The following is a 20,097-nucleotide window of genomic DNA, read 5'->3' on the forward strand; positions in this document are numbered from 1 at the left end:
AGCTCTCCTGGCCTATGGACTTGTGGATAAGCCATTCTGAGAGTAAGGTGAATGAACTAACAAACCGGGAATAGCTCTTATTTTTCCTGAATTTTGTTCCAGATCCCCGGACCTAGCTAAGACGCATCTTGATTGATGTATCGGACTCTAGCATTCCCATCGATGTAACCCAAAATGGTAAAGAATTGATTGTCAATTTTCTAAATACTAAGATTCCGCCTAGTTTAATGAAACATTTTGATGTTTCTGATTTTCATAGCCCCGTACAAGAAATTACTCTGCAGCAAGAACCTAAAAGTGTGCGTATGGTTGTGGTGAATAAAGGCGATTATGGACATTTTGTTTATCAGGTCAATAAACAATTTATGCTGGATGTTTTCCCGCTAACGGAAGAGGAAATACAACAACAAAAACTTAAAAAACAAGTCTTTACAGGGAAAAGAATCACTTTAAATTTTCAAAACATAGAAATTAGGGCAGTGCTCCAATTATTGGCCGATTTTACCGGCATTAATATTATCGTCAGCAACAATGTGTCAGGCAATATTACCCTCAGGTTAAATGATATTCCTTGGGATCAGGCTTTAGATATTATTTTAACAACGCAAAACCTAGATAAAAGAAAAACGGGTAATGTCATGTTAATTGATACGAAAGAGTCTCTAGATAAGATCGAAGAAGCGCAATTAAAAAGCCAACAGATCATTCAAAAGCTGGAACCTATACGCTCAGATCTTATTCAAATCAACTATGCAAAAGCAGCGGATATTGCAGTACTTATTAAAGACAAACAAAATTCATTATTATCCGAAAGAGGAAAAATAAGTGTTGATGCGCGTACGAATACCTTATGGATTCAAGATACGGGCACTAAAATAGAAGAAGTAAGGGATTTACTCAAACAACTGGACATTCCAGTTAAACAAGTATTAATTGAAGCTCGTATAGTGGATGTTACTAAAGATTTCTCCGAAGATTTAGGCATTCGTTGGGGCGTTTCTAAACCGACCCATCTTAGTGGTACCTTAGCCGGTGCCAACCAATTACAATTGCCAGCAGGGCTTGCTAACCCAGCAACCATCCCTGTTGCTCAACGTTTAAACCTGGATCTAGCAGCAGCACCCGCAGTAGGAACACCAGCTTCTGTGGGTATTGCCTTAGCTAAATTGGGCGATAATATTTTATTAGACTTAGAGCTCTCAGCCCTAGAAAGTGAAGGACGAGCCGAGCTCATTTCAAGTCCCCGATTAATAACTACTAATCAACAAGCAGCTGTAATTGAATCGGGTCAAGAAATTCCCTACCAAGAGGCTACATCAAGCGGTGCGACTGCTGTAGCCTTTAAAAAAGCTGTGTTAAGTTTAAAAGTTACCCCCCAAATTACTCCTGACAGTAAAATTTTAATGGATTTACAAATTAATCAAGATACCCCATCTGCTGAGCGTTTTAATGGGGTTCCTGCGATTATTACTAAAGAAATCCAGACGAATGTACTGGTCAATAATGGCCAAACTATTGTTTTAGGAGGTATTTATAAACAAGATAAAAACAAAGCAATTAGACGAATTCCTTTTCTTGGCAGCCTACCTGTTGTGGGTCCCTTATTTGGAAACAAGAAAATTACTTTAAATGACGAAGAATTACTAATTTTCATTACTCCCAAAATAATTACTAATTCCTTGTCAATTACTGCCATTGAAGGAAGAGAAAAGGATGTCTATAAGTAAAATTTACAGATAAAGAGCTCTTTAACGATCAATTTTAGGTGTTTTAAAAGAAAATCCGTTGTAGAATATAGGTTGAAGATTATTTTTAAATCAGTTTGGACTAAGTTCTACGCTAGATTGAGCAAAAAATTAGATAACGTTATAAGTACTAGAGTACTCATCTGTTTAATTAAGCTGTGTGATTAAATATCGAGTCTCAACTGAGACAGGTGTGTAATTTTTTGTTATAATATTCTGGTTCATTATTATACTAATTAGTCAAATGAGGTATGTAAGAAAAGATGAGCATAGTTAAAGTACGAAATATTTTTCTAATTGGGCCAATGGGTGCTGGAAAAAGTACTATAGGACGTGCTTTGGCAAAAGAGCTCAAGTTAGAATTCTATGATTCTGATGAAGTCATAGAAGAGCGTGCAGGTGCTGATATATCATGGATTTTTGATATCGAAGGTGAGGAAGGTTTTCGTCGCAGAGAACAAAAAGTTATCGATGAATTGACTCAAAAAACCAATATTGTTTTAGCCACGGGGGGAGGGGTTATCATAACGCCCGAAAATAGAAATGCCCTCGCTGGAAGAGGAACAGTTATTTATTTAAAAACTTCTTTACAGCAACAGTTTGAGCGTACTAAACGGGATACAAAACGCCCTTTACTACAAACTGATGATCTTGAAGGAAGACTTGAATCTTTACGAGATGAAAGAGAGCCATTTTACGATGAATTGGCGGATGTGAGTTTTGAAACTGACAAATTAACAGTAAAAGCAGTGGCTAATAATATAATAAAATACATTTATGGCGAAGTTTAAAACTTATACGCTAGTAAATGTTTCCCTAGCTGAATGCCAATATTCCATTAGGATTTGTTCTAATGCACTGACAAATTCAGAATTTTGGCATTCAATAATTCCATCAAAGCAAGTTCTAATTGTTAGCAATCAGACGGTCGCTCCTTTTTATCTTGATGCGCTAAAAAATGCCCTCAAAGAAAAACAGTGTGATGTCGTAATCCTTCCTGATGGAGAAGAACATAAAAATCAAGAAAATTTATTTTCTATTTATAATGAATTAATCCAAAAAAAACATCATCGTGACACTACTGTACTCGCTTTAGGCGGCGGTGTGATTGGTGATATTACGGGATTCGCAGCCGCAACTTATCAACGAGGTGTTGGATTCATACAAATTCCTACTACTTTACTGGCTCAGGTAGATGCCTCAGTAGGGGGAAAAACAGCGATAAATCACCCTTTAGGCAAAAATTTAATTGGTAGTTTTTATCAGCCGCAAGCAGTAATTATTGATGTGGAGACCTTAAAAACCCTACCTGAACGTGAGTTTCGTGCTGGTTTAGGCGAGGTCATTAAATATGCCGTATTGGAAGGAGGTGCCTTTTATGATGAAGTCCAGACTTTATTAGAACGTGGATTAACTAAGGCAAGTCCTGAACTTCCTTACCTTATCAGCCAATGTTGTCAAATTAAAGCTCGTTTTGTGGAGTCTGACGAGCAGGAGCATGGAATACGCGCCTTACTTAATCTAGGCCATACCTTTGCGCATGCTTTGGAAACTTACACTCACTATAAACAGTGGCTACATGGTGAGGCTGTGGCTATTGGCCTTTATTGCGCGACTATTTTATCCTTCGAGTTGGGTTTAATAGATTCTTCAGTGGTGGAATGCATAGAACAAATGCTAAAATGGGCGGGTTTACCTCATAAAATTCCTAAAGATGTCGATCTTAAGGAGTTAATACAACTCATGAATTTAGATAAGAAAATTAAGAATGGTTGTTTGCGATTTGTAGTCATTCGTAAACCTGGTAATTGTTATCTAAATGATCAAATAACGGAACATTATGTATTCAAAGCACTGGTTGCTTCGGTAGAAGGAGAATAAGAAAAATGAAGGACGGACAGATTCACGTGGATTTAGGAACTGCCAATCGCGTCAGATCATTATTTAAACCCGGGACGTGGCTTACCAAAATCGATTTTATTAATCATTTGGTACTGTTCAATAATGTATTAATAACCGTTTTATCGGAAAAAGCAGGCGGAAAAACGTCGTTTAGCGCCTTGTTATTAAATAATTTAGATCAACAAATTAAGCCGGTTTTTATTAATGCTCAAGTACCTTGTGACCGCGGAGATATTTTAGGGGACATCGCAGCTCAATTGCATCTTAACCTTGATGCTAATACTAATGTAAACTCTATAGTTGCGCAGATCAATGATCGTAAGGCCCATGTTTTATTAGTTATTGATGATGCCCAGCATTTACCCGAAGATTTAATTAGAGATTTCTTAATTGCTATTAGAAATCAAGATGATTTTGGCTTTTTTCATCTTTGTATGGTGTCTGACTATTCTGTTGTGGCTACGCTTAATAATTTAGCAGCCGACGAATTTAGCAACTTAGTCCATACGATTGAACTTGGTTCTTTAAATGAAAACGAAACCAGAACCTATGTTTTACAACGCGCTATGACAGCACGTTTAATAAATAAACCATTGACTGAATCTCAATTTAAACAATTCTATCAGCAAACTAAAGGGAATATTGCTAAGATTAACAATAATCTGGAATCCTTCATCTTTAAATGCACAACGGCGCCAGAAAATAATTCTTCACAACTAGTTAAACGTGTAGCTATGGCTGCTGGGCTTGCTTTGGTTGCGGGTATCTCTTACCTCTATATTCCTAAGTTATCTAATCCTCAACACACTGAGGCCATTACCCTAAATACTAGTCTTCCTCCCATCAGCCAGGCAGTCAATGAAACTGTTGCTGCAGTGGTAATTCCTGAGATACAACTAGTCAGTTATATACCGAGTTTTCGTGAATCTGCTGTAATTCAATTAGTAGAAAATGCTCTACCTAAAAAACAAATTCTTGATTTGTCTGAGGAGGAGCTCAATAGCAATACAGTGGCTTTGGTGGATAAGGTCATAGTGATTCCTACCGTCCGTAAACAGGAAATAGGAAAGGAGATTGCTAAAGACGCAGTTCGAACATCCCTTGCGACTGTTGCACATGAGAAGCAAAAACAAGCCACTCTTGCAGTCGCTCGTCCTGTACAACGTGTAGTAAAAAAATCTGCAGTTAATCAAGTGGCTCGCTCTTCTGGCTTTACTATCCAGTTAATTGCTAGCCATCGAAAAAGTGATCTTGACCGGTTTAAGCGTAATAATAGAATTTACGCTGCGACTAGGATTAGACATTTTAGCAACCAAAAGGGCAGCTGGTATATTCTAACTATGGGCGAATTTAATACACGTGCAGAAGCAGTAAAGAAAGCGAATAATTTACCGGCCTCTTTAGCGAAGCTAAATCCTTGGGTTAGACCCGTTTCTGGTTTAAAAAATATCGCTTAGTTTTAAGGGGCTGTTGACTTCACCTACCCCCTACGCCGCGGGCTTGTCCGCGGCATCCAACAGGTCTAAATGATTGGCCAATTTCTTCATATAAGCCGTGCCAATTTAAATTTAATTTCTAATTATTTCCATCGTCTTGGTCAATATTTCGCGATGGGTTGCTTCGACATTCAATTCATGCACCTCGTAATAGGCTAGTATGTGTGCCTTATATTTTTGCGGTGAAGCCAGGAATGATTTTATTCTTGTGCTCCCAAGTCCTTATGATGATATCTCAGGTAGAACCGACGTAAGAGCTCCATTACAGTAACTTGCAAGAATATAAACATAAGATAAACAGAAACGTTATATTACGACTTTGCTCTCATTAATCAATGAATAAGGTCATAAAGCTTTAAATTTGATCATCTACTGGATGCCGCGGACAAGCCGCGGCACTTAGGCGACAGGTGAAATGCCAACAGCCCCTAAAAACTCGTCGTGAAAAGCTTGCAAAAATTAGCCAAGACACTGGAAATAAATTGAATTGAGCGATTAAATTCAAAGTGGCACTATTTATATGAACAACCTGCCTATGATGTAGACCTCCTAGATGCCGCGGACAAGCCGAGGCACGTAGGTGTCAGGTAAAATGCTAACAGACCGTAGTAAATGGCCGCTTTGTTTTAGCATGGCGGTGACTATTGAGTGAATGGACCTGAAAGGATAGTTTTTCTAGGTTCCGCGGCCATAAGCCGCGGAACCTAGAAGGCTTTAACGTAATAATAGCAAAGGCAGGGGTCTTTCTGCTTAAAAGAAATGTCTTGATGAATCCTTAAGCTTCGATTGAGCCCGATACGGCATGATACCCCGCATCCACATGAATTACTTCGCCCGTGATCCCTGATGCTAAATTAGAGCACAGAAAAGCAGCCGTCTGTCCCACTTCATCTGCAGTGACGTTTCTTTGCAGAGGGGTCGCTTGGGCATAGGCGGTTTGAATTTTACGAAAATCTTTAATACCTGCGGCGGCTAAGGTTTTAATGGGGCCTGCGGAAATGGCATTAACCCGTAAGCCTCTCGGACCTAAGCTTGCAGCCAAATAGCGTACTGCTGCTTCTAAACTCGCTTTGGCAATTCCCATCACATTATAATTGGGTACGGCCTTTTCTGCGCCATAATAGCTTAAAGTAACAATCGAGCCTTCAGTGCCTTCCATCATGGGTAAAGCAGCTTGGGCAAGACCCACTAAACTGTATGCACTAATATCATGGGCTATTTTGAAGCCTTCACGAGTTGCAGCACTAACAAAATCGCCACTAATTTGATCAGCGGGAGCATATGCTACAGAGTGAACTAAAACATCAAGCTTATCCCAATGTTGTTTTAAATTAGAGAATAGGTTAGTTATATCTGCATCATGTGCCACATCACAAGGAAAAGTTAAGTTGGAGTTAAACTCAGCAGCCATGGTTTCAACACGAGACTGTAATTTTTCATTTTGATAGGTAAATGCTAATTCAGCACCTTGTGCATGCATGGCTTTAGCAATACCGTAAGCAATAGAGCGATTACTTGCTAGACCAATAATTAATGCTTTTTTTCCAGCTAAAAATCCCACTTGAATCTCCTTACAGTTTGTCTTTAGTTGTATGCACAGCGAGTAATTCACGCATTTTTGCTTGAATCATTTCAATTGCAATTCGGTTTTCACCGCCACGGGGGACGATAAGATCGGCGTATTTACTAGAGGGTTCAATAAATTGTAAATACATGGGACGTACAGTCGTTTCATATTGATGAACCACTGATTCAAAAGTTCTATGGCGTTCAACCACGTCTCTTTTGAGTCTACGGATAAGACAAACATCCAACGGTGTTGACATAAAAATTCTTATATCCATAAGCTCACGTAAGGCTTTATCTGTAAATAACAAAATGCCTTCCAGGACAATAATAGCATGTTGTCCAACGGTACGGGTTTCTGGTAAGCGTAAATGTTTAGAATGGGAATAAATCGGAATTTCTACCGATTTACCGTTTCTTAATTGGCGCAAGTGATCACATAATAAGGCATGATCAAAAGACTCAGGATGGTCATAATTAATTTTTTCCCGTTCTGCAAACGGTAGATGCCCATTATCTTTATAATAAGCATCTTCAGAGATAACAACGACTTGTTCCGAGCCTAGTTCGTTGACAATAGTATTAGCTAAAAGACTTTTTCCGGAGGCAGAGGGTCCAGAAATCCCTATAATAATTGCTTGTTTGCTCATAATGGTATTATAAAAAATTTTGTGCAAATGGTAAGGGTTTTTTGGGTCAAATTCAATGCCAAGCTTATAAATCCTTCGACAAATTAAGAATGACCACTAGCTGTTAATACTTCGGCTAAGGGCTCACCAACTGCGGCAGATGGTGATTTAATCACCAATAAGGCAGCCAAAGTCGGAGCTATGTCGGTCGTAAACACAGGACGCGCAATTCTTTGTGCTTTAAATTTTCCATTAACAAACAATAAAGGAACATAGCTATCGTATTGCCAAGGACTGCCATGCGTTACTCGATCCTCATTATGAGCCCCTCTTGACTGATAGGGTGGTTGTACTAAATACACATCCCCGGCACGGTAAGGATAGGCCATGCGATCTACTTTGGCAGTGAGCCAATCTCGTTCGATATTAATGAGCGGTAGGGGATAAGCTTTAAAGACACCAGCTTGATGGTTTAATAATTCAGCTACACTCTGGCTGATGCTGCTCACGTTTAGTCGATGTTGTGTAATAATTTGGTGGTTTAGATAAACATAAGGAGGTGAGATATACATTAACGTTTCTTTGGGTAGTTGGTAGCGTTCATTAAGGAAACTAATCACTTTTTGACTTGCTTCGCCTACATTTAAAGGCTTGATTTCCGCAATATGGTGCTCTTTCAAATAAGAAGGACTATCACTAACGCCATGATCAGCTGTTAATACAATTAAGACCTTATCCAGGCCTACTTGTTTATCAATACTTTGTAAAAGATGGGCGATGGTTTTATCGAGCATCAATAAATTGTCTTCAGCCTCAAGACTATTAGGGCCAAATTGGTGGCCAATAGCATCTACTGCCGAGAAGCTAATACCTAGATAATCGGTTTGATTTTCTGTTTTACCTAGTTTTTCTGACACTAATAATTGCTCAGCGAAATCAGCAGTTAATTGATCGGCCTTGGGAGTTTTAGATAAAAATTTAAAATACTGTTCGGACGGCGCGTTAGCTATTAGGTGGGGAAAGCTTTGCCCAAATTCCTTAATTTTTTGTGGGAAAACGGGCGTATTAGCATTTAGATAACTTTCTCTTGCTTTACTTAGATCCCAGGTAAAATTTTGGGGTTTATAGTGATTATTCCAATTGGAAACCCACTGAGGATAAGCGGAATAATAATAAGTAGTCGTAGTAAATCCACCATTGGTTTTATCAAACCAAAACGCTTTACCAGCATGACCTGCCAGAGCAATCGCTGATCTATCTTTTAATGAAACTGCAAAGGCTTTTCCCTTATGGGACAAAATAATTTCATCACTAATGGTTGATGCTTTTAAGTTTCGCGGTGAACGGCCTTGTGTTTTTTTGCTAGAAGAATCGTTGGTTAAAGGTAGAGCACTAAGATCTTCCATGCAATAGATAAGCCTATTAGTTTTTCGGTCGTACCAATCATTATCAACTATACCATGCATAGCAGGGTAGCTTCCCGTTGCAATCGTGGCATGTCCTGCGCAAGTTGTGGTATTAGCATGGGGGTGGTGGGCATTGTGAAAATCTAGGCCATGACTGAGTAGATAATTGAAGCCATGCTCACCAAATTGAGTTTGATGCTGATGGATAAGATCGCCACGTAATTGATCCACCACAATTTGTACTACCAGTTTAGGTGCTTGGGAGCTTGCATAACAAAGGCAAGTTGATAAAAACAAAGTGGAAAAAATTAATTTGCTTTTCATGAGCTGCACCAATGATAAATTTTGAAGGCTAAACTACCTCAAAACCTAGGTTAAATTCAATAGCTTCCTTAAAGAATAAGTATGCAAATTGTTTTAAATGAGGTAATTTTGCTGACTTATTTTCTTAATTTCAGAGCAAGTAAATTATTAAAAATCAAAAGCTTGAAAATTACTTAGTCAGTAAAAAGAAAAAGCATGACGAAAAGAAATAATTAGTTTACACTGAGTTTCAGTGAATAGATTCACTGTTCCTTTTAATGGAGTTTAAGGAGAAGAAAATATGAGTTTTCAGTTAGTAGCCCATGATAAGCTTAAGCAAAGCATCAAAGAAAGCATTATCTCATTAATTAAGCACCATCACCCATCTCGCACTGTAGATCCTGACAAATTAACCGCAGCACTTGTATTATTGCCCGATGAGCGTAGAACCCAGGCCGAGTTTTTATGGAAGGTTGCGGCACTTACTGAAGCGATGGACGCATCTTCGGTACCTGCCACCCAAAAAAGAGCAAGAATTTTAAATGCCGCTGTTTATTACGTTTATACCAAGATTGAAAAAAGTTATGACGAAGGTTATTTATCAAGCCTGACACCTAGTTTCCTGGTATCGCCTGAAGGGAGTAATTTTTATAAATCCTTACGGACCTCACTTAAAATTGATAATGACAACACACCGAATGATACTGATGTTAAAGACATGTATACGGTTTTAAAAGAATTTTTATCTTTAAATATCTATAAAGAAGGCAAGGCTGAGAAAGGCTATTTAGATGAAGCCTTACAGGCCTTTGCTTCCGTCCATCAATATAATATTAAACATGATATTGATGATTTAAGTGAGCAGGTAACTAGTCTAGAGCGTGCTTTGCGTAAACAAGCCGAAAAATTACATAAAGAATCACTTCGCCCAGTTTCTTCCGGTGGTATCTGGAGTTGGTTTAGTCAACCTAAACCTTCGGCACCTACGGTCGTGGAAGAATCTAAAGAGGCGAGCGCAACTTCTAAAATATGAAGAGAGGCTTGCGCTCAAATGTAGCAAACTGTCTTGAATAAAAATTCAAGACAGTTGCTACAAATAATGGGCTTAAAATTCAACGGTGGCAAGCTCATTTGAGTTCATCCTTCTATTGGTCGGGGTGTAATCCAACCCGCACCGTAGATTGGGCCACGCCCAACCTTTAAAGCTCAGAGCCTTTCCTATTTTAAGATTCCACGGGATAGCCAAACATCGCCCATTCCATAATCCCCCCATCGATAGAATAGACTTCTTTATAGCCTATATCTAATAAACATTGGGCAGCATAAAGTGAACGAACGCCACCTCGACAATGTAAATAAATGGGCTGGGTTTTATCGGTGACATAAGATTCAATTTGCAGCGCAATCTCATCTTTAGGTAGATGTAAGGCCCCTGGTATGCGGATTTCTTGCCATTCCTCTAGTTCTCTTACATCAATGAGGCATAACTGAGGGTTGTTATCCATTCTATTTTTTAATTCGTGGGCGTTAATTGTTTTTATTTGTTCATTCATGCTTTGTAATCTCTTAAAGTAGGTCTAGTTAGAGTAGAATAATGTAAAATCCAGTAAATGGCAGCAACAAACACTCCTCCTATCAAAGTAGCAAAAGCCCAAGTTGCTCCTGAAACTAAAACCGGTTTTTGTCCTAAGCGATTTAAATTGCCGGTATCACGTGCAACTGCTGCGGCAAAAACCAAATGTAATAAACCATTAATAAGCATCATTAAGTAGAGAAAACTTTCAATTTGATTACCAAATTGCTTTACCAATTCATTTAACATGAATTCTATCCTATATTTTGTTTTGATTGGCGCCATGATAGCAGAGAAAGTGCAAAAAGGATTAATAAGCTCGCTAAACCTTGAATCATGGAAGGATTTTCAGAAAAAATGAGATAGCCCCATAACATACCCGTCAGAGCAACTACTCCGCCGGTCAAGCTATAAAAAACGGGTCCAGCATGGCGGACAAGCAGAAAAAACAATAAATAACCAATACTGGATAGAATAATTTCCAAAACAATAACTTGTTTAGGAAGAGTAAAGGGAAAATCAAGAGGATAAAAGGCTTGTTGTTGGATTACTAAGGGGGTTAACAACAAGGATGCGGCGATTAACATTCCGCTTGCTGCTTCTAATACATTGAGTTTTGGCGCCTTGATTCTGCCTATATAAATGGAACATAAAGCAAAGCTTAAGGGACTAATAAGGGTTAGCACTACCCAATTAGAGTATATTGCATTGTTTGGCATACCAATAATAAGAATAATACCTATCATTCCGATAACTAAGGCTAAAAAACGCAAAAAATCGGCTTTTTCTTGGCGAAAAAAAAGAGCTAAGGGATAGACTACTAAAGGAACAGTATTCACTAACACTGCTAATAAACCAGCTGGTATATGGCTGGCTATAAAGTACATATTAGTATTGGGGATGGCAATACCTATCAAACCGCAGATAAAAAAATAGCCCCAGTATTGTGGTTTTAATAGGGCTCTCTTCTCAGTGAATAAAGAGAGGATGGATAAGATTAAAGCAGGGCCTAAGGCTTGCCAAAAACTATAACCTAAAGGAGGTACTCCATTGGTCATGGCAAACTTTGCGAGAGAATAACCTGAACCCCAAATGAAGCCTAATATAACAAGCAATAAAACAGCTCTTAGGGTAACCCATGGGGAAGACATAAATACTTGTAAGAAATAAAGGTGTTTCTCATTGTACGAAGGATTATTTAAAAAATACAAGAGGATAGGGCGCTAAATTTGTTAAGCTAGTGAAGAGAAATACTTTCATTTTATGATTATCCTGGTAACATCATTTGATTCTCTTAATTATCCCACTCTCAAAGGGATTCTGTATTAAGGACAACAGATGAATGCTCATGAAATTCCCGTACCACATCTAACTACTGCTCATTCCGGTCCATTAGGTCATATTGAACAAGTTATTTTAAATCAAGTAGCAAAAATTGAAGCGTGGTTTCGACAAAAATGGCAAGAAACACCAGCTCCTCTAACTTCATCAGTTGATTTACGCCATGCAGGTTTTAAATTAGCTCCGGTAGATACTAATTTATTTCCAGCAGGTTTTAATAATTTAAATCCAGAATTTCTTCCTTTGTGTGTGCAGGCTGCTCAGTCTGCTTTAATTGAATACATTCATGATTGCACCAAAATCTTAATTCTTCCCGAAAGTCACACTCGGAATAAATTTTATTTAGAAAGTTTGCATGTCCTACATACCATTTTAGTGAAAGCAGGGTTTATCGTGCGGATTGGCAGCCTGGATCCAGCACTTAAGGAACCCATGGAATTAACCGTTACCAACGGGAATACCTTAGTGATTGAGCCTCTCCAACGGGTCGGGAATAAAGTAGGACTAAAAGACTTCACTCCATGCTTTCTGATGCTAAATAATGATCTATCGTCAGGAGTTCCGGAAATTTTAGAAGGCATTGAGCAAAGAATTCGCCCAACTGCAAAGTTAGGCTGGACCTCTCGTCTAAAGTCGGATCATTTTCAGTATTTTGATCAAGTAGCTAAAGAGTTTGCTGAGTTAGTTGGCATTGATTCTTGGCTTATCAATCCTTACTTTTCTGCTATAGATGGGGTTGATTTTATGGCGCAAGAGGGGTTGGATACCTTAGCAGAAGAAGTGGATAAAATATTAGCTCTTACCAGTGATAAATACGCAACTTATGAGATTAAAGAAAAACCTTTCGTAGTAGTTAAAGCAGATAATGGTACCTATGGAATGAGTGTTATGACCGTATACAACGGTGATGAACTACGACAACTTAATCGTAAGCAACGTACCAAAATGTCCAGCAGTAAAGGCAGCCAAAAAGTCGAGCGAATTATTATCCAAGAGGGAGTTTATACCTTTGAAACCATGCCCGATGGCTCGGTCGCTGAGCCGGTAGTGTATATGATTGGCCAATTTGTAGTTGGGGGCTTTTATCGTGTCCATCAAGGACGAGGAATTGATGAAAACCTTAATGCGCCAGGAATGCATTTTGAGCCTTTAGCCTTTGCTCAAGCCTGTAACAATCCTTGTAGTGAGTTAGCAGTTGTTGACTGCCCAAATCGTTTTTATTCTTATGGCGTTATTGCCCGTTTAGCAGCCCTGGCCGCTGCGAAAGAAATTGAGGCAATTGGAGGCGAATAATGAAACTGGCTGTATTAATGGATCCCCTTGAGTCTTTGAAGCCGTATAAAGACACCACCATTGCCATGATCCAAAGTGCTTATGCCTTAGGTTGGTCTTGTGTTTATTTCACGCCCAGAGATTTATATTGTTTCGATGGGCAGGCCTTTGCGCATGTCCACGAAATAGAAATAACTGATATCCATAGCCCTAATTGGGTTAAAACGAAGGATTTGGGTGAGCAGGCTTTGACTGAGTTTGATATTATTTTAATGCGTAAAGACCCTCCTTTTGATCTAGAGTATATCTATGCGACCTACGCTTTAGAGTTAGCTGAGCAAGCGGGAGTTTTAGTAGCCAATAAACCCCAGAGCTTACGCGATGCTAATGAAAAATTTTTTGCTTTAAATTTCCCCCAATGTGGACCTTTAACTTTAGTCAGCAAAGATATTGCCCGTTTGAAAGAGTTTTGGAAAACACAGCAAAATGTAATTTTTAAACCCCTAGAGGGCATGGGTGGGAGTTCTATTTTTCATGTTAATGAAGATGGTCGGAATCTATCGGTTATTTTAGAAATGCTTACCAAAAATCAAACCGTAAATATCATGGCCCAACGATATATCCCCGCCATTGTAGAAAAAGGCGACAAGCGAGTTTTATTAATTAACGGGGAGCCAGTACCTTATGCCTTGGCTAGAATTCCACAAAAAGGGGAGTTACGGGGTAATTTAGCTGCCGGAGCAAAGGGGCTGGTTGTACCGATTACGGAACGTGATCGCTGGATTTGCCAGCAAATAGCCCCAGCTTTAAGAGCGAAAGGTCTTTACTTTGTGGGAATAGATGTTATTGGTGATTACCTTACTGAAATCAATGTTACGAGTCCCACTTGTGCTAAAGAAATTATGGCTGAAACGGCAATTGATATTACTGGCGATTATTTGCGTTGTTTAGAACGCATTCAGGTTGAGCGAAAATAAAATCCTTATAAAAGAAGCCACGGGCTAACAAGCCCGCCAACTCAAGGCTTGATTTCTATCTAGTTTTTGCGGCCCTTGGCGAGCATCCAAAACTTCCCTTCATTTGCAAAGACACTCGCTATAGCGCTTATTCAAAGGCGGATAGGGCAGAATACCTACTTAAGCCTATCATTCATCCACATAATCGCTTGGAGCGTCTAAACTATTGGTCGCCGTTGTGGAGGCACCGGCATTGTTATCACCTGCTTCATCCACGTATAAACCACCATCATTTTGATTACTACCAGAAATTTGATAGTTTCTATGCTGTAAATAAGCATCACGCATAAAGGCATATTGATCGAGGGCTTGATCCATAATGCGTTCAGAATCCAATAATTGCGTGCGTAAATCAACATAGCGCAGGGCTGCTAGGCCGTAAGCTACTGCATCCTCATTGATGTATACATAAGGTGTCCATAGCGCGAATTGGAAGAACATGCCCGCACCATCACGGATAGTACTGGGTCCTAGAAGAGGGATTTCAAAATAAGGCGAATTTTTATCACCCCATTTAGCAAAGGTTAAACCAAGATCATTATAATGCGCAGGTAGGCCCATTTTATCGGCAACGTCAAATAAACCGCCAATACCAAGGGTAGAGTTAATCGCAAAACGCCAGGTATCTTTAATAGCCCATTTACCCTGGGCTTGTAAAATATCGTTAGCAACACTGGGCACCATGTCTAAGTTGTTAAAGGCATTATTAATTCCTTTACGCACAAAACCAGGTAGAACCGACTTATATATAAGGGCAGCGGGTTTTAGGACCGCTTTATCCGCAACCATATTAAAGGAATGTACTTTACGATTATAATACTCGTAAGGATCGGCAGGGTTAGTACCTTGGTGAACACAACCAGTTAAACCGATTGTGGTGGCAATACTAGTAAGAGCAATGACGCGCATAATTTTTTTATTATTTTTAGAAATATTAAAAATCATGGTACACCAGTTTAGCTTTCTTGCAAACACTCTTAAAATTGCATCAAAAAAGTAACCGGTCCATCATTACACAAATGAACTTGCATATCTGCACCAAATATCCCCTGTTGCACCAGAGGATATTTTTCTTTAGCTTTATTTACTAGCATTTCGAAAAGAGTTCTCCCCAGTTCGGGCGGAGCTCCATTAGAAAAACTAGGTCGTAAACCTTTTTGTGTGTCTGCCATTAAGGTAAATTGGGGAACTAATAATAAAGCCCCCTCAATATCCTTTATACTCAGATTCATTTTACCTTGCTCATCACCAAAAATACGGTAATTAAGGCATTTGTCGAGCATGCGGATGATATTCTGCTCAGTATCATTAGGCTCAAATCCGCAAAGGATCATTAATCCTTGCCCAATAGAGCCTACGGTTTCACTTCCTACATTAACCCACGCTTCTTTAACTCTTTGCACTACAACTAACATGCATCTAACCCTTGTTTTGAAAATTCTTTAGTAGCATAGATAAGCGCATCTATAATTCCTGATTCTCTATCAGAATGTCCAGCATCCCGCACAATTCTTAAATTGGAGGCAGGAATTGCTTGGTGTAATTCCCAGGCGCTCGCTAAGGGGGTGACTAAATCAAATCGGCCATGAACGATATAGGTGGGAATATGGCGAATTTTATGAACATTGTTCATGACCTGATTATCTTCAATGAAATAACGATTATTAATATAGTAGGATTCTAAGGTGGCTAGTGCTAAAGCAAAATGAGGATCACTATATTGATCAATCACATAAAGATGGGGTTGTAGACTACTGCAACGTGCCTGCCATAAAGCCCATGATTTAGCGGCGCTCATGCGCGCTAATTCATTACTGCCTTGTAAACACTCTGTATAATATTGAGGAATATTATCGCGTTTGTCTTCAGGTGCAAAATGACTAAATTCAACCCAATAATCAGGATAAACTAAACTAGCTCCTTGCTTATAAAACCAATCAATATCACTCGGTCTTCCTAAAAATATTTGATGCAGCAATAAGGCTTTAACATGATGAGGATATTTTTGGGCATATAAAAGTGCGAGCAGAGAACCCCAACCGCCGCCAAATAGAGCGAACTCAGTTAAATTAAGAGATTCACGAATAGCATCAATATCATCTAACAATAAATTAGTATTATTATTTTTTATTTCAAGATGAGGGGTAGAGCGTCCACATCCTCTTTGATCAAACATCACAATACGATAGCGCTGAGGATCAAAAAAACGCCGAGAGTAAGCATCGCTTCCAGCTCCAGGCCCCTCATGTAATACAATAACCGGGATGCCCTCAGGGTTTCCTGTTTCTTCAACGTATAAAGTATGAATGTCGTCTACTTTTAGTTCATATTGTGCATAAGGTTTGATTGCTGGATAGAGAGAATGCATGCTAGTCCTTTATTATGGTTTATAATAAAAAGAATATATTGTGCTCTTCGCATTGAATGAAATCAATATCTTAGAGTAATAAGGGTATAGTTAAGCTTAGTTCTTTCTAAATCTTTTGTCTTTAGCGCATAAATTTACGATAATGCATTATTCTTTTTTTGTTGGTAAATCGATTCATGGCAATGTCAATGCTTCTTAATGGACTTAATGAAAAACAACATGAGGCTGTAACAGCACCTCTTGGTAATGTTTTAGTTTTAGCTGGTGCAGGAAGTGGTAAGACTCGGGTGTTAGTTAGTCGTATCGCATGGTTAATTGCAGAGCAAAACTTATCTCCTCACGCTATTTTAGCGGTAACCTTTACCAATAAGGCTGCGGGCGAAATGCGAGAACGATTAAGTAGCCTTCTAGATGCGCCCGTACAAGGTTTGTGGGTAGGAACCTTTCATGGACTTTGTCACCGCTTATTGCGACGTCATTATAAAGAGGCGCATTTACCCGAACACTTCCATATCTTAGACTCAGAAGATCAGGGGCGCTTGATTAAAAAAGTAATTGCCTCTTTAAATCTTGATCTGGAACAATGGCCGGTTAAGCAAAGTCAATCCTTTATTAATGGCAAAAAAGATGAAGGCTTTAGGCCGCAACATGTAAATGCCTTGAGTTATGGGCCAACAAAAACATTGGTAAATATCTATCAAGCCTATGAGCAAGCGTGCAAAACAGCCGGCGTAATCGACTTTGCCGAAATACTCTTAAGAAGCCATGAATTATTAAGGGATAATCCAGAGTTGCTAGCTCATTATCGCCAACGATTCGAAGCGATTCTAGTTGATGAATTTCAAGATACTAATACCATTCAATATGCCTGGATTAGATTATTAGCCGGCGATAACACCGCTGTTTTAGCAGTAGGTGATGATGATCAATCTATTTATGGCTGGCGTGGGGCTAAAGTTGAAAACATTCAGCAATTTTCTAAGGATTTTAAAAATACCTCCATTATTCGTTTGGAACAAAACTACCGCTCTACAGGTACTATTTTGGAAGCATCGAATGCTTTAATTACTAATAATAATTCCCGCATGGGTAAAGATTTATGGACTTCGGGTAGTACCGGTGAAAAAATCCTTATTTACAGTGCTTTTAACGAATTGGAAGAGGCCCGTTTCGTTAGCGAACGAATTATGATGGAAATAAATCAAGGGGCAAGTGCTGATGAAATTGCCATATTATATCGTTCAAATGCGCAATCCCGCGTCCTAGAGGAAGCATTATTACGTGCCAATATTGCCTATCGAATATATGGTGGGGTACGTTTCTTTGATAGGGCTGAAGTGAAAGATGCTCTCGCTTATTTAAGATTAATGGTTAACCCAAATGATGATACTGCTTTTGAGCGTGTGGTTAATTTCCCTACCCGCGGTATTGGTGAGAAAACTTTAGACGATTTAAGGCAATTTTCGAAAACAGAACAATGCTCTTTATGGGCTGCTGCAAAACAGCTCATTGAATCTAAAGCCATGCCCCAACGTGCAGGTTCTTCTTTAATAAAGTTTATTGAATTAATCGAACAACTCCAGCTGAAAACCGCAGCAATGGAATTAGATGAACAATTAACTGAGTTAATACATAGCAGCGGTTTACATAATCACTTTAGTAAGGTTAAGGGTGATAAATCTGAATCACGTCTAGACAACTTGCAAGAATTAATTAATGCTGCGAAACAGTTTCGCTATGAGGAAAACCAAGAAGAGCTCTCTTTAATCAATGCTTTTTTAGCACACGCCTCATTAGAAGCGGGTGAAATGCAAGCCGATGAACATGAGCGTTTTGTCCATTTAATGACTCTCCATGCAGCCAAAGGCTTAGAGTTTCCGGTTGTCTTTTTAGTTGGTATGGAGGAAGGGGTATTTCCCGGGAAGCAGTCCTTAGAAGATCCCGGACGATTAGAAGAGGAGCGCCGTTTATGCTATGTGGGTATGACCCGCGCCATGCGTAAATTGGTTATGTCTTATGCAGAAGTTCGACGTCAGTATGGGCGTGAAGAATACCATCGGCCTTCGCGATTCCTCCGTGAACTACCTGAAGAGCATGTGGATGAACTTCGTGTTAAAGCACGTTTTCAAGCTGCTAATGTTCGTTCACCAGTTACTTCTATTGTTGCAGAGGCTGCAGGAATTCCTATAGGGAAAAATGTAATCCATGCTAAATTTGGCCAGGGCGTGGTGTTAGCTATAGAGGGCAGCGGAGCCCACACCCGTGTTCAAGTAAAATTTAAAGAAGAAGGAGTTAAATGGTTGGTTCTTGCTTATGCTAATTTGATTTTAATGGACGAGTTATCCCATTTTTAACTCCTTTTTATATAATTGAATAGCAGCTATTGAATTTTTCTTCAGTGAATGCTAGGGTTCGTAAAACAAACGAATTATTTTGTTTAAATTTTATTAAATAACAATAAATTAAGGGGAATGGAGTGAAATTAAAACATTTATTAGCTATGGGTGCTATAGCAACTTCTTTGGTGTCTCAAGCAGTTATTGCTGATGATGCAGTTTCTTCTATGTCGGATGCGCAAAAAAAAGAGATCGAAAAAGTTGTTCACGATTATTTAGTAAATAACCCAGAGGTTTTATTAGAAGCATCCCAAGCCCTACAGCAAAAACAACAACAAAACATGCAGCAGCAAGCTCAATCATCTATTCAAGAAAATGCTGATGCTTTATTCCAAGGCAAATTAACTACTGTTGGCAATGCAAAAGGTAATGTTACAGTCGTGGAATTTTTTGATTACCAATGCATTCACTGTAAAAAAATGGCTCCTATTATGGAAAGCTTAGTGAAAAAAGACAGTGATTTACGTGTTATTTATAAAGAATTCCCCATTTTTGGTAAATCGTCTGAGTCTGCATCTCGAGCTGCCTTAGCTGCTGGAATGCAAGGTAAGTATGTACAAATGCACAATGCTTTGTTAGATACTGATAAGCGTCTGGATGATAATGTAGTAATGGATATCGCCAAGTCAGTAGGCTTAGACTTGAAAAAACTGAAAAAAGATATGGCCAGTAAAGAAGTAACAGACATTTTAGCTGCTAATCGTCAGTTAGCTGAAAAATTGCATTTGATGGGTACTCCAGCATTTATTGTTGCTTCTACTCCTGATAGTAAATTCAAGAAAGGCACTGAACCTTCATTCGTTCCTGGTGCTTCAACTGAAGAAGCTTTACAAGAGATGATAAAAAAAGCAGCTGGTAATTAATGCTGTTAATTAGTGTCCATTAAAATGTAGCCTGGTTGCTAGTAACAGAATCTTCTACATCACCTAGTATAGGCTCTGCGGTTTTGCCGCAGGGCCTCATGTTCTAGCTCAGATAACTAATAACGTAAACTAGCGACAGCTGTTTGCATTATAAGATTTTTGATGCAAGTAAATCTGGCTACATCCTTATTTAAGATTTATACTGCAGTTCGCAAATTCCC

General features: G+C 38.9%; 17 protein-coding genes and 1 pseudogene. 9 read left to right on the top strand and 9 right to left on the bottom strand.

Annotated features, from left to right (window positions below; all coding sequences use genetic code 11):
- Positions 1 to 122 precede the first annotated feature (122 nt).
- The 4 genes and pseudogenes from ELY15_RS04330 to ELY15_RS04345 all read left to right on the top strand — a co-directional run.
- A pseudogene (locus ELY15_RS04330) lies at positions 123 to 1,727 on the top strand (type IV pilus secretin PilQ); the annotation flags it as partial.
- A 281-nt stretch (positions 1,728 to 2,008) separates the two neighbouring features.
- Positions 2,009 to 2,536: a shikimate kinase AroK gene (gene aroK / locus ELY15_RS04335; RefSeq protein ID WP_127098430.1), complete on the top strand. Its 528-nt coding sequence runs from the start codon at positions 2,009 to 2,011 to the stop codon at positions 2,534 to 2,536.
- A complete protein-coding gene (gene aroB / locus ELY15_RS04340) occupies positions 2,523 to 3,626 on the top strand; it encodes a 3-dehydroquinate synthase (protein WP_127098431.1) in 1,104 nt (367 codons plus the stop codon). Before aroK ends, aroB begins: the two co-directional genes overlap by 14 nt.
- A gap of 5 nt (positions 3,627 to 3,631) precedes the next feature.
- Positions 3,632 to 5,104, top strand: coding sequence for an AAA family ATPase (locus ELY15_RS04345; RefSeq protein ID WP_127098432.1), 1,473 nt, complete (start codon positions 3,632 to 3,634; stop codon positions 5,102 to 5,104).
- A gap of 814 nt (positions 5,105 to 5,918) precedes the next feature.
- Here ELY15_RS04345 and ELY15_RS04355 read toward each other — a convergent pair.
- From ELY15_RS04355 to ELY15_RS04365, 3 genes are all read right to left on the bottom strand, one after another.
- A complete protein-coding gene (locus ELY15_RS04355) occupies positions 5,919 to 6,704 on the bottom strand; it encodes an enoyl-ACP reductase (protein ID WP_127098433.1) in 786 nt (261 codons plus the stop codon).
- A gap of 10 nt (positions 6,705 to 6,714) precedes the next feature.
- On the bottom strand, positions 6,715 to 7,359 hold the full coding sequence (gene udk / locus ELY15_RS04360) for a uridine kinase (RefSeq protein WP_127098434.1): 645 nt from the start codon (positions 7,357 to 7,359) through the stop codon (positions 6,715 to 6,717).
- A gap of 83 nt (positions 7,360 to 7,442) precedes the next feature.
- Complete coding sequence (locus ELY15_RS04365; RefSeq protein WP_127098435.1) at positions 7,443 to 9,068, bottom strand: alkaline phosphatase family protein; 1,626 nt, start codon at positions 9,066 to 9,068, stop codon at positions 7,443 to 7,445.
- A 280-nt stretch (positions 9,069 to 9,348) separates the two neighbouring features.
- Here ELY15_RS04365 and ELY15_RS04370 point away from each other — a divergent pair, with 280 nt between their 5' ends.
- Entirely contained in the window at positions 9,349 to 10,080 is a 732-nt protein-coding gene (locus ELY15_RS04370) for a hypothetical protein (RefSeq protein WP_127098436.1), read from the top strand.
- Between the two features lie 190 nt (positions 10,081 to 10,270).
- Here ELY15_RS04370 and ELY15_RS04375 read toward each other — a convergent pair whose 3' ends face one another.
- The 3 genes from ELY15_RS04375 to ELY15_RS04385 are packed head-to-tail and all read right to left on the bottom strand — an operon-like array spanning position 10,271 to position 11,771.
- Positions 10,271 to 10,600, bottom strand: a complete 330-nt coding sequence (locus ELY15_RS04375) for a rhodanese-like domain-containing protein (protein ID WP_127098437.1) — start codon at positions 10,598 to 10,600, stop codon at positions 10,271 to 10,273.
- Positions 10,597 to 10,869, bottom strand: a complete 273-nt coding sequence (locus ELY15_RS04380; protein WP_127098438.1) for a hypothetical protein — start codon at positions 10,867 to 10,869, stop codon at positions 10,597 to 10,599. The genes ELY15_RS04375 and ELY15_RS04380 overlap by 4 nt, the downstream gene beginning before the upstream one ends.
- Before the next feature lie 5 nt (positions 10,870 to 10,874).
- The gene (locus ELY15_RS04385) at positions 10,875 to 11,771 is read right to left on the bottom strand and encodes a DMT family transporter (RefSeq protein ID WP_127098439.1); all 897 of its coding nucleotides are present in this window, start codon (positions 11,769 to 11,771) and stop codon (positions 10,875 to 10,877) included.
- 187 nt (positions 11,772 to 11,958) lie between these two features.
- On the opposite strand from ELY15_RS04385, the gene gshA reads away from it, so the two are divergent.
- The gene (gene gshA, locus ELY15_RS04390) at positions 11,959 to 13,254 is read left to right on the top strand and encodes a glutamate--cysteine ligase (RefSeq protein ID WP_127098440.1); all 1,296 of its coding nucleotides are present in this window, start codon (positions 11,959 to 11,961) and stop codon (positions 13,252 to 13,254) included.
- Positions 13,254 to 14,210, top strand: coding sequence for a glutathione synthase (gshB, locus tag ELY15_RS04395; RefSeq protein WP_127098441.1), 957 nt, complete (start codon positions 13,254 to 13,256; stop codon positions 14,208 to 14,210). Before gshA ends, gshB begins: the two co-directional genes overlap by 1 nt.
- Before the next feature lie 168 nt (positions 14,211 to 14,378).
- Here gshB and ELY15_RS04400 read toward each other — a convergent pair whose 3' ends face one another.
- From ELY15_RS04400 to pip, 3 genes are all read right to left on the bottom strand, one after another.
- The gene (locus ELY15_RS04400) at positions 14,379 to 15,158 is read right to left on the bottom strand and encodes a VacJ family lipoprotein (RefSeq protein WP_127098453.1); all 780 of its coding nucleotides are present in this window, start codon (positions 15,156 to 15,158) and stop codon (positions 14,379 to 14,381) included.
- A gap of 68 nt (positions 15,159 to 15,226) precedes the next feature.
- The gene (dtd, locus tag ELY15_RS04405; protein WP_127098442.1) at positions 15,227 to 15,664 is read right to left on the bottom strand and encodes a D-aminoacyl-tRNA deacylase; all 438 of its coding nucleotides are present in this window, start codon (positions 15,662 to 15,664) and stop codon (positions 15,227 to 15,229) included.
- Positions 15,658 to 16,617 carry a prolyl aminopeptidase gene (gene pip, locus ELY15_RS04410; RefSeq protein WP_127098443.1) on the bottom strand — a complete coding sequence of 320 codons (960 nt, stop codon included), beginning with the start codon at positions 16,615 to 16,617 and terminating at the stop codon, positions 15,658 to 15,660. The genes dtd and pip overlap by 7 nt, the downstream gene beginning before the upstream one ends.
- A gap of 188 nt (positions 16,618 to 16,805) precedes the next feature.
- Between pip and uvrD the strand changes: the two genes are divergently transcribed.
- Positions 16,806 to 18,971, top strand: coding sequence for a DNA helicase II (uvrD, locus tag ELY15_RS04415; protein ID WP_370449383.1), 2,166 nt, complete (start codon positions 16,806 to 16,808; stop codon positions 18,969 to 18,971).
- Positions 18,972 to 19,117: 146 nt separating this feature from the next.
- Positions 19,118 to 19,876, top strand: a complete 759-nt coding sequence (locus ELY15_RS04420) for a DsbA family protein (RefSeq protein ID WP_127098454.1) — start codon at positions 19,118 to 19,120, stop codon at positions 19,874 to 19,876.
- The last annotated feature ends 221 nt before the right edge of the window (positions 19,877 to 20,097 follow it).

Origin of the sequence: Legionella sp. km772 (assembly GCF_003989735.1) — a bacterium.
Classification (GTDB): domain Bacteria; phylum Pseudomonadota; class Gammaproteobacteria; order Legionellales; family Legionellaceae; genus Legionella.

Excerpts from the sequence above, each read along its gene's own strand:
- ELY15_RS04375 (WP_127098437.1), bottom strand. The coding sequence starts at position 10,600 with ATGAATGAACAAATAAAAACAATTAACGCCCACGAATTAAAAAATAGA.
- ELY15_RS04345 (WP_127098432.1), top strand. The coding sequence starts at position 3,632 with ATGAAGGACGGACAGATTCACGTGGATTTAGGAACTGCCAATCGCGTC.
- pip (WP_127098443.1), bottom strand. The coding sequence starts at position 16,617 with ATGCATTCTCTCTATCCAGCAATCAAACCTTATGCACAATATGAACTA.
- aroK (WP_127098430.1), top strand. The coding sequence starts at position 2,009 with ATGAGCATAGTTAAAGTACGAAATATTTTTCTAATTGGGCCAATGGGT.
- uvrD (WP_370449383.1), top strand. The coding sequence starts at position 16,806 with ATGCTTCTTAATGGACTTAATGAAAAACAACATGAGGCTGTAACAGCA.
- gshA (WP_127098440.1), top strand. The coding sequence starts at position 11,959 with ATGAATGCTCATGAAATTCCCGTACCACATCTAACTACTGCTCATTCC.
- dtd (WP_127098442.1), bottom strand. The coding sequence starts at position 15,664 with ATGTTAGTTGTAGTGCAAAGAGTTAAAGAAGCGTGGGTTAATGTAGGA.
- ELY15_RS04400 (WP_127098453.1), bottom strand. The coding sequence starts at position 15,158 with ATGCGCGTCATTGCTCTTACTAGTATTGCCACCACAATCGGTTTAACT.
- ELY15_RS04385 (WP_127098439.1), bottom strand. The coding sequence starts at position 11,771 with ATGTCTTCCCCATGGGTTACCCTAAGAGCTGTTTTATTGCTTGTTATA.
- ELY15_RS04370 (WP_127098436.1), top strand. The coding sequence starts at position 9,349 with ATGAGTTTTCAGTTAGTAGCCCATGATAAGCTTAAGCAAAGCATCAAA.
- ELY15_RS04380 (WP_127098438.1), bottom strand. The coding sequence starts at position 10,869 with ATGTTAAATGAATTGGTAAAGCAATTTGGTAATCAAATTGAAAGTTTT.
- udk (WP_127098434.1), bottom strand. The coding sequence starts at position 7,359 with ATGAGCAAACAAGCAATTATTATAGGGATTTCTGGACCCTCTGCCTCC.
- aroB (WP_127098431.1), top strand. The coding sequence starts at position 2,523 with ATGGCGAAGTTTAAAACTTATACGCTAGTAAATGTTTCCCTAGCTGAA.
- gshB (WP_127098441.1), top strand. The coding sequence starts at position 13,254 with ATGAAACTGGCTGTATTAATGGATCCCCTTGAGTCTTTGAAGCCGTAT.
- ELY15_RS04365 (WP_127098435.1), bottom strand. The coding sequence starts at position 9,068 with ATGAAAAGCAAATTAATTTTTTCCACTTTGTTTTTATCAACTTGCCTT.
- ELY15_RS04420 (WP_127098454.1), top strand. The coding sequence starts at position 19,118 with ATGGGTGCTATAGCAACTTCTTTGGTGTCTCAAGCAGTTATTGCTGAT.